The sequence below is a fragment of the Synechococcus sp. W55.2 genome, from assembly GCF_047461635.1.
Lineage (GTDB): Bacteria > Cyanobacteriota > Cyanobacteriia > Thermostichales > Thermostichaceae > Thermostichus.
The window spans coordinates 1-6,977 of record NZ_JANSHM010000098.1; the positions used below are offsets into that span (position 1 = coordinate 1).

Sequence of the window (6,977 nt, forward strand, 5' to 3'; positions counted from 1 at the left end):
CTTTGGCTACCATGTTGGCAGACTCGAAAGTAAACAGAAAGATCAACTGGTAGTAATCCGTACTGAACATATTATATTTTCAGTATAGTTGAGCTTATTATTGACTAGAGTCATGCTCCAGTTGCGGTGGATGTGCTCGGCCATAGCAGGGATCCCGGCTCGCGAGGGGGTAATTGTCAACTCAGAGGGTGCTCAACACCTCTCGCGCGGCGGCTAGAGTTTTCTCCACATCGGCCTCTGTGTGGGCCAGGGAGGTGAAGCCGGCCTCAAATTGCGAGGGCGCCAGATAGACTCCCCGCTCCAACATGCCGCGATGGAAGCGGGCAAATTTCTGCAGATCGGAAGTCTTGGCCTCTTCGTAGTTGCGCACTGGGCCGGCGGTAAAAAAGAAGCCAAACATGCCGGGCAGATAGCCCCCGCACATCTCATGCCCCGTTTCCCGCGCGATCTGCAATAGCCCCGTCGCCAACTTCTCGGTAATCCGCTCCAGGTACTCGTAGGTGCCCGGACGACGCAAAATATCCAGCGTCTGGATCCCTGCTGTCATGGCCAGGGGGTTGCCGGAAAGAGTCCCTGCCTGATACATCGGCCCCGCTGGAGCCACCATTTCCATAATTTCTCGCCGACCGCCGTAGGCCCCCACCGGCAGGCCGCCGCCGATGACCTTGCCCAGGGTCGTTAAATCGGGGATGACCCCAAACTTGGCCTGTACACCGCCATAGCTGATGCGAAAGCCGGTCATCACCTCATCAAATACCAGTAGGGCTCCGTACTTTTGGGTGAGATCCCGCAACCCTTCCAAAAAGCCCGGCTGGGGGGGAATAAAGCCGGCATTGCCCACCACCGGCTCTAGGATGACTCCGGCAATGGAGTCGGGGTGCTGTTCAAACAGGGCCTTGACTGCCTCCAGGTCGTTGTAGGGAGCCGTCAGCGTAGCGCTGGTAGCTGCCTTGGGCACCCCCGGCGAGTCTGGCAAGCCCAGCGTGGCCACCCCCGAACCGGCTTTCACCAAAAACATGTCCGCATGGCCGTGGTAGCAGCCCTCAAACTTGATCACCTTTTCCCGACCTGTGTAGGCCCGCATCAAGCGCAGCGCCGCCATGCAAGCTTCGGTGCCGGAATTGACAAAGCGCACCATCTCCACACTGGGCACCGCCTCAATGACCCGCTCCGCCAGCTCATTTTCCAGAACACAAGGGGCGCCGAAGCTGGTGCCTTTCTCCAAAGCTCGGTGCAGAGCCTCAATGACCTCGGGGTGAGCGTGGCCAACAATCGCCGGCCCCCAACTGCCGATGTAGTCGATGTATTGGTTGCCGTCCACATCCCAGGCGTAGGCCCCTGAGACACGGTCGAACACGACGGGATCCCCGCCCACCGACTTGAAGGCGCGCACCGGAGAACTCACTCCCCCCGGCATGAGGCTTTGTGCCCGGGCAAAAACCTGCTTGGAGCGGGTGGTGTTAAACGAGGTGGAGTGGAGAGTGCTGGTCATAGAGCATAAGGAGCTTTCAACGCATTACCAAGGCTAGCAAGCAAGGGAGCTTTCTGGTGAGCCCTTTTACCGACCATGAAACTACAAACCCATTCCCGCCAGCGTGTCGATCACCTGCTCCAGGATCAGGGTAAGGTTGGGATGGGAGGTCTCGAACAGGCCCAGCGCCTCTCCAAGGCGATCTCTATGCCCTTGGCTCTGTTTGCTCTCGGTTCGGGATCCCAGATCGGCCAGCACCGCTTCCACTTCCTGGCGAATGGTGGCAATGTGCTGTCGCTGCTTTTCATCCAAGCCAGGGGTTTTTTGCAGCTCAACATCCAGATCGTGCAGCAGTTGTCGCAGTTTCGATTCGGCCATTCTGTAAAGAGACCTTAACGACTTGAGAACCGATTGAGTTTTGACCACCCTGCCTCAATCATACGGTCTGATGGGTTGAAGCAGGGATCCCTCTATCTAGGGTCTAAGAGCGGGTAAGCGGCGAAGGTTAACTTTTGCAGCCGGGGATCCCAGCATTGGAGCAACTCCCATAGGATGGGCAGTAGCCTTGCTGTCTACCCCCATGTCTGAGCTGGCATTGACCCTAGTATGGGTAGCGGTTGCTGTTGCCCTTTTCATGGGAATTTTTGTCTGGGAACAAAGACGCAGCCAAGAGCTGCTGCAGCGGTGGGCGGCAAAGCATGGCTACTCCATTTTGAGCCAGGAGGCACGGTACTGGCGGCTGGGGCCTTTTTCCGGGAGCACTTCCAAGTATCAACGGGTATTCCGTGTGCGGATACGGGATCCGTGGGGGCAAGAACGCACCGGCTCGGTGAGGTTAGGGAACTGGTGGCTGGGGCTTTTGTCGGATCAGGCTGAGGAGCGGTGGGAGTAGGCTGGGATTGAACCACAGAAGGGGAAAGCAATGAACGGGATCAGGGGTTGGAAAGGGCTGAAGGGGGTAGCGTGGCTGGGCCTGGTACTGGCGGTGGCACTGTTGGGTTGGAACATAATCGCCGGAGGTGGAGCGATGGCCAGTCCTGGTGAGGGATCCCGAATGTTGACGGTTACAGGGCAGGGATCGGTCTCCGTAGAGAACTCCATTGCCCTCATTCGCTTGGGGGTGGTGATCCAGGGGGAGACGGCGCAATCGGTACAACAACAGGTGGCAGAACGCTCAGAGCGGCTGGTCAATCGCCTCAAGGAGCTGCAAGTAAGCGCTCTGCAAACCACCGGCATTTCCCTCTACCCGCAATACGACTATCAGGATGGCCAGCCTCGCCTAACGGGTGTGCAGGGGCAAAACAGTCTGCAATTCGAGGTGCCCGTGGCCAGAGCCGGGCAAGTGCTGGACGAAGCTGTGGCCGCCGGAGCCACCCAGGTGGAATCGGTCAGTTTCCGGGCCGACGATGCCACCCTGTTGGAGGCGCGCAGCCGCGCCCTAACCCAAGCCGTGGAAGATGCCCAACGCCAAGCCCAGGATGTGCTGGGGGCCTTGAACCTGAGCATCCGTTCCGTCGAGCGCATCCAGATTCAGAGCGATGGCTACATGATCCCGCCGCCGATCCCCTTTGCCCGCGCCGACTATGCCCGTCTAGAAACGGCATCCACACCGGTGGAGGGGGGACAGCAAACCGTGCGCGCCCAAGTCACCCTCGAGATCCGTTACTGAGCCTCTGCTTTGCTGCCTCGAATAATTCACAAATGTTCACCAATAGATTTCAGCTCTCCCGCCAAAGGGCTTCTGGTCAGAGCAAGCCTTGGGCAGCAACAGACAGCGGCTCTGGACGAGCGAAGTCTCAGTGATTCAAGAGTGATTCAATCCATCTAACCAACTCGGCAAAGTGGAAGCGGCTGCTGTTCGCTACCGCATCAGAATAACGATGGAGATACCACATTCATTAGAATAGCGATGGAAAGTTGCGGGTAGTTTGCTTTCCCGGATTTTCTCGCCATCCTGCTCAGTTTGTCTATGGATCCCAGACCGGAGAGCGCTAGTGCAGCTCCTGCGCCTGAGAAGGCGAAACTCGTCTCTGGCAGAAGTCAAGACGGCAGTCTGCAAGCCCGTGTACTGATTGTGGATGATAGCTACATGGTGGCAGAGATGCTGTCCAACTTTTTGGGCAAGCAGGGCTGCAGTATTTCTTATGCTTTGGATGGCCTCTCCGCGCTGGAGCAAATTCGCCGCCAACCCCCAGATCTGATCATTGCCGATTGGGTCATGCCCTCCCTGAACGGCCTAGACCTGTGCCGTCAACTGCGGCAACTGCCGGAATATGCTTGGGTGTACTACATCATTATGACTGCCCGCGAGGGCAACGATAGCATGGAGCGGGCTTTGGAGGCAGGCGCCGATGAGTTTCTTTCCAAACCCTTTCAGGCTGCAGAGCTGCTGACGCGGGTGCGGGCAGGGCTGCGCATTGTAGAAAGTCGCCGCCAGCAATATCTGCTCAAAACTGGGCAAAAATCTCCTCCCTCTCCCCCCAAGTCGATTGGTTTGGAGGTGGGTAACCGTCAGGATTTGGTGGCTCGTTTGCCGCTGCGGGTGGCCCAGGCCCGTGCCCAATCGGAACCCCTCAGCTTGTTTGTGCTGCGCTTGGCCAACCTCGGTTCTCTGGCACAAGGGCTGGATGCTGACGGTCGGACTGATCTGCTCAAACTGTTTAGGGAGCGTTTGGCCAATAACCTGCGCGATGGAGACGACCTGTTTTGCTACGACGAGGGGCAGTTTATCATTCTGCTGCCGGGGAGCACCTTGGCTGCTGCGCAAATGGCTGCCGAACGCTGCTGCCAGCGGATGATTCAGGATCCCTTTGTGGTGAATGGGCGGGCGCTGCCGGTGCAGCTCCAGTTTGGAGCGGCCAGCCTCATGGACAGCGATGACCCCAAGGGGGTGGCTCTGTTGCGCCGGGCTGCCCAGGCTATGCGAGATAGCAGGAATGTGCACAGCTCGGTGGTGACTGCTCCCCATCCCATCCCAGTTTCCGACCGCGTCAGCGGAACGGAGTCCTCAGAGCTGCTGAAACGCCTGCAGCGTCTGGAAAAAGAAAACGCCGAACTGCGCCGAGAGCTGGAAACTCGCCTCAAGCAGATTGAGGATCTCCGCCAACACCATCAAGAGCTCAGCCAAAAAATGCAGGCTTCTGCACCGGAGTCAACCACAGCGGGATCCCTGGCCCGCAGACCCTTCCGCTTGCGGCGGCGAAAACTCCGGCAGCTTTGTCTAAAGCGTCAACTGAGCCGCAGAAGACCGCGCCTGGCCTTGGGGCGGCTGAGCAGGTAGTGATGGGCTGAGCGAACGACGGGAGAGACACAAAGGAGGTGCCAAAGGCCATGGCGAGCATTCTTCAGGGTCAAGTGGCCGGATCTGGGATCTGGAGACCGGCAGGAAGATGGTTCCTAAACAACATTGAGCTAGTCTTGACAGCAGTGGGAATAGGGGTGATTCTGCTAAGTGGTTTTGTGGCCAGCCGCAGCGCTTTTTCGCTAGAAACGGCAACGGCGGTCAGCGCCACTTTGGTAGGGGTCGTCCACGGGATCCTCTTTTGGCTGTTGCGACGGCGGCAGAGACAGGTGAGGCGGGAGGCAATCGGGCAAATTCGGGAAATGCTAGAAGATTTGGGCAAAAACCGCCTGCAAACCATCAAGATGAGCTTATACATGGTGCAGATCCATCAACCGGAGCAGGAAGAGCGAACCCGACAAAGCTTTGACCGCGTTTATCAGATCCTGGCGGAGATGAGCACCTTGATCGACCACATTTCGGAAGAATCGTTGGCCGACTGGCGCCATCGCTACCGGCAGACTCTGCAGCGGGTTGAGTCGGAGTCTCAGTAGTTTTTAAATCGTCTTTAAATCTTGAGTGGCTTAAGGGATCTCTTGAGGAGTTGGCTGAGCCGGTGGACGGTCGGATTTCGGGAAGCACCCAATTGCTTGGTCTGGTTGGGGATCCGGTGGCCCACAGCTTATCCCCGGCCATGCACAACGCTGCTTTGGCAGCTATGGGGGAAAACTATTGCTATGTGCCGTTTCCGGTGGCTCCAAAACACTTGGCGGCGGCGGTGGCAGGGCTGGCGGCCATTGGGGTGCGGGGGTTTAATGTGACGATTCCTCACAAACAGGCCATTCTCCCTTTGCTCGATCAGATTGAATCGCGGGCAGCAGCGGTGGGGGCGGTGAATACGGTTTACCCCTTGCCAGAGGGCGGGTGGGCGGGCACCAATACCGATATCGATGGCTTTGTGCAGCCTTTGCTGGGTCTGGAAAAAGGGATCCCTACTCTCATTCTGGGATCCGGGGGGGCAGCGCGGGCGGCCATCCAAGGCTGTTTGGAGTTGGGGCTGGGGCCGGTGCGGGTGGCGGGGCGATCCCCCAACCCATTGCTGGCCTTGCGACAGACTTGGCCGCAGGTGGAGACGGTGAACTGGGCGGAGTTGGATTGCTATCTACCTCAGACGCGGCTTTTGGTCAACACCACCCCCGTGGGCATGCACAAGCCGGGATCCCCTGGCGGTCAGGAGCTCTCTCCCCTGAGCCGGGAGCAACTGGGCCTGCTGTCTCCGGGTGCCATCGTGTACGACCTGATCTATGTGCCGGATCCCACTCCTCTGCTGCGGATGGCCGCCGAGTTGGGACATACCCCCATCAGTGGACTAGAGATGCTGGTTCACCAGGGGGCCAAGGCTCTATCGCTTTGGCTGGGAGGCAAGCCTGTGCCAGTAGAGGTGATGCGGCAGGCAGCTCAACACCAGTTGGCCCAGGTTTAGGGTCACTCCAGGCCAGTTGGAAGCCCTCTCTCAAGGTGTAATGAGATAACAACAACTACCGGGCTAGCAATCCAAGGTTGTTTCCCGCTCCCAGGGCGTGATCTGACGGTTGTATTCCTGCCACTGTTGGCGTTTGAGCTTGAGGTAGGCATTCACAAAGGGATCCCCAAGCCTGCTGCGGAACAGGGTGTTTTGGTCTAAATGGTTGAGGGCTTCGACCAGAGAGCCGGGCAACGTTGGGGCATTGGGGAGGGGATCGGTGTAGGCGTTGTTGTCACAGCGGGGGCCAGGATCCCGTTGGTGTTGGATCCCGTCCAGGCCGGCGGCAATGAGACCAGCAGCCAAAAGATAGGGATTGGCGGCAGCATCGGCCAAACGCAATTCAAACCGCCCGGCATCCGGGATCCGAATGGCGCGGGTGCGATTATTGCCGCTGTAGCTGATCGTATTGGGAGACCAGGTGGCCCCAGAGAGCGTGACGGGGGCATTGAGGCGGCGATAAGAATTGACCGTCGGGTTGGTGAGGGCACACAAAGCAGGTGCATGGTGTAGCACCCCGCCGATGAAGTGATAGGCCAGTTGAGAAAGCCCCAATTCCCCTTGGGGATCGGCGAATAGGTTTTGCTCCCCCTGCCAAAGAGAAATATGGGTGTGGCAGCCGTTGCCCGTCAGCTAGAAATCGCAGGAGCCCCGCACTGTACCCGTAGGGTCAGTGTCGGGAGGAATGCGGAAGTTATGATAGA

Annotated in this window: 7 protein-coding genes and 1 pseudogene; 5 read left to right on the forward strand and 3 right to left on the reverse strand. The window is 58.4% G+C overall.

The features are described from left to right. Window positions 1-181 precede the first annotated feature (181 nt). Together hemL and NW828_RS13385 are read right to left on the reverse strand one after the other, a co-directional pair. Window positions 182-1,492: a glutamate-1-semialdehyde 2,1-aminomutase gene (hemL, locus tag NW828_RS13380; protein ID WP_414384383.1), complete on the reverse strand. Its 1,311-nt coding sequence runs from the start codon at window positions 1,490-1,492 to the stop codon at window positions 182-184. A gap of 81 nt (window positions 1,493-1,573) precedes the next feature. Further along, a complete protein-coding gene (locus tag NW828_RS13385; RefSeq protein ID WP_414384385.1) occupies window positions 1,574-1,849 on the reverse strand; it encodes a DUF4404 family protein in 276 nt (91 codons plus the stop codon). A gap of 202 nt (window positions 1,850-2,051) precedes the next feature. On the opposite strand from NW828_RS13385, the gene NW828_RS13390 reads away from it, so the two are divergent. The 5 genes from NW828_RS13390 (at window position 2,052) to NW828_RS13410 (ending at window position 6,234) form a co-directional block, all read left to right on the forward strand. Next, window positions 2,052-2,363: a hypothetical protein gene (locus NW828_RS13390; RefSeq protein WP_414384387.1), complete on the forward strand. Its 312-nt coding sequence runs from the start codon at window positions 2,052-2,054 to the stop codon at window positions 2,361-2,363. A 30-nt stretch (window positions 2,364-2,393) separates the two neighbouring features. Beyond that, on the forward strand, window positions 2,394-3,140 hold the full coding sequence (locus NW828_RS13395; protein WP_414384389.1) for an SIMPL domain-containing protein: 747 nt from the start codon (window positions 2,394-2,396) through the stop codon (window positions 3,138-3,140). Window positions 3,141-3,560: 420 nt separating this feature from the next. Beyond that, window positions 3,561-4,751 carry a response regulator gene (locus NW828_RS13400; RefSeq protein ID WP_414384391.1) on the forward strand — a complete coding sequence of 397 codons (1,191 nt, stop codon included), beginning with the start codon at window positions 3,561-3,563 and terminating at the stop codon, window positions 4,749-4,751. Window positions 4,752-4,801: 50 nt separating this feature from the next. Continuing rightward, window positions 4,802-5,305, forward strand: coding sequence for a hypothetical protein (locus tag NW828_RS13405; protein ID WP_414384392.1), 504 nt, complete (start codon window positions 4,802-4,804; stop codon window positions 5,303-5,305). Window positions 5,306-5,367: 62 nt separating this feature from the next. Continuing rightward, window positions 5,368-6,234 carry a shikimate dehydrogenase gene (locus tag NW828_RS13410; protein ID WP_414384394.1) on the forward strand — a complete coding sequence of 289 codons (867 nt, stop codon included), beginning with the start codon at window positions 5,368-5,370 and terminating at the stop codon, window positions 6,232-6,234. A gap of 63 nt (window positions 6,235-6,297) precedes the next feature. Here NW828_RS13410 and NW828_RS13415 read toward each other — a convergent pair. Next, window positions 6,298-6,906 (reverse strand): annotated as a pseudogene (locus NW828_RS13415) (type III glutamate--ammonia ligase); the annotation flags it as partial. Window positions 6,907-6,977: the final 71 nt, after the last annotated feature.

Coding starts and splice junctions, on each gene's coding strand:
- NW828_RS13390 (WP_414384387.1), top strand. CDS start 2,052: ATGTCTGAGCTGGCATTGACCCTAGTATGGGTAGCGGTTGCTGTTGCC.
- NW828_RS13385 (WP_414384385.1), bottom strand. CDS start 1,849: ATGGCCGAATCGAAACTGCGACAACTGCTGCACGATCTGGATGTTGAG.
- NW828_RS13400 (WP_414384391.1), top strand. CDS start 3,561: ATGGTGGCAGAGATGCTGTCCAACTTTTTGGGCAAGCAGGGCTGCAGT.
- NW828_RS13395 (WP_414384389.1), top strand. CDS start 2,394: ATGAACGGGATCAGGGGTTGGAAAGGGCTGAAGGGGGTAGCGTGGCTG.
- NW828_RS13405 (WP_414384392.1), top strand. CDS start 4,802: ATGGCGAGCATTCTTCAGGGTCAAGTGGCCGGATCTGGGATCTGGAGA.
- hemL (WP_414384383.1), bottom strand. CDS start 1,492: ATGACCAGCACTCTCCACTCCACCTCGTTTAACACCACCCGCTCCAAG.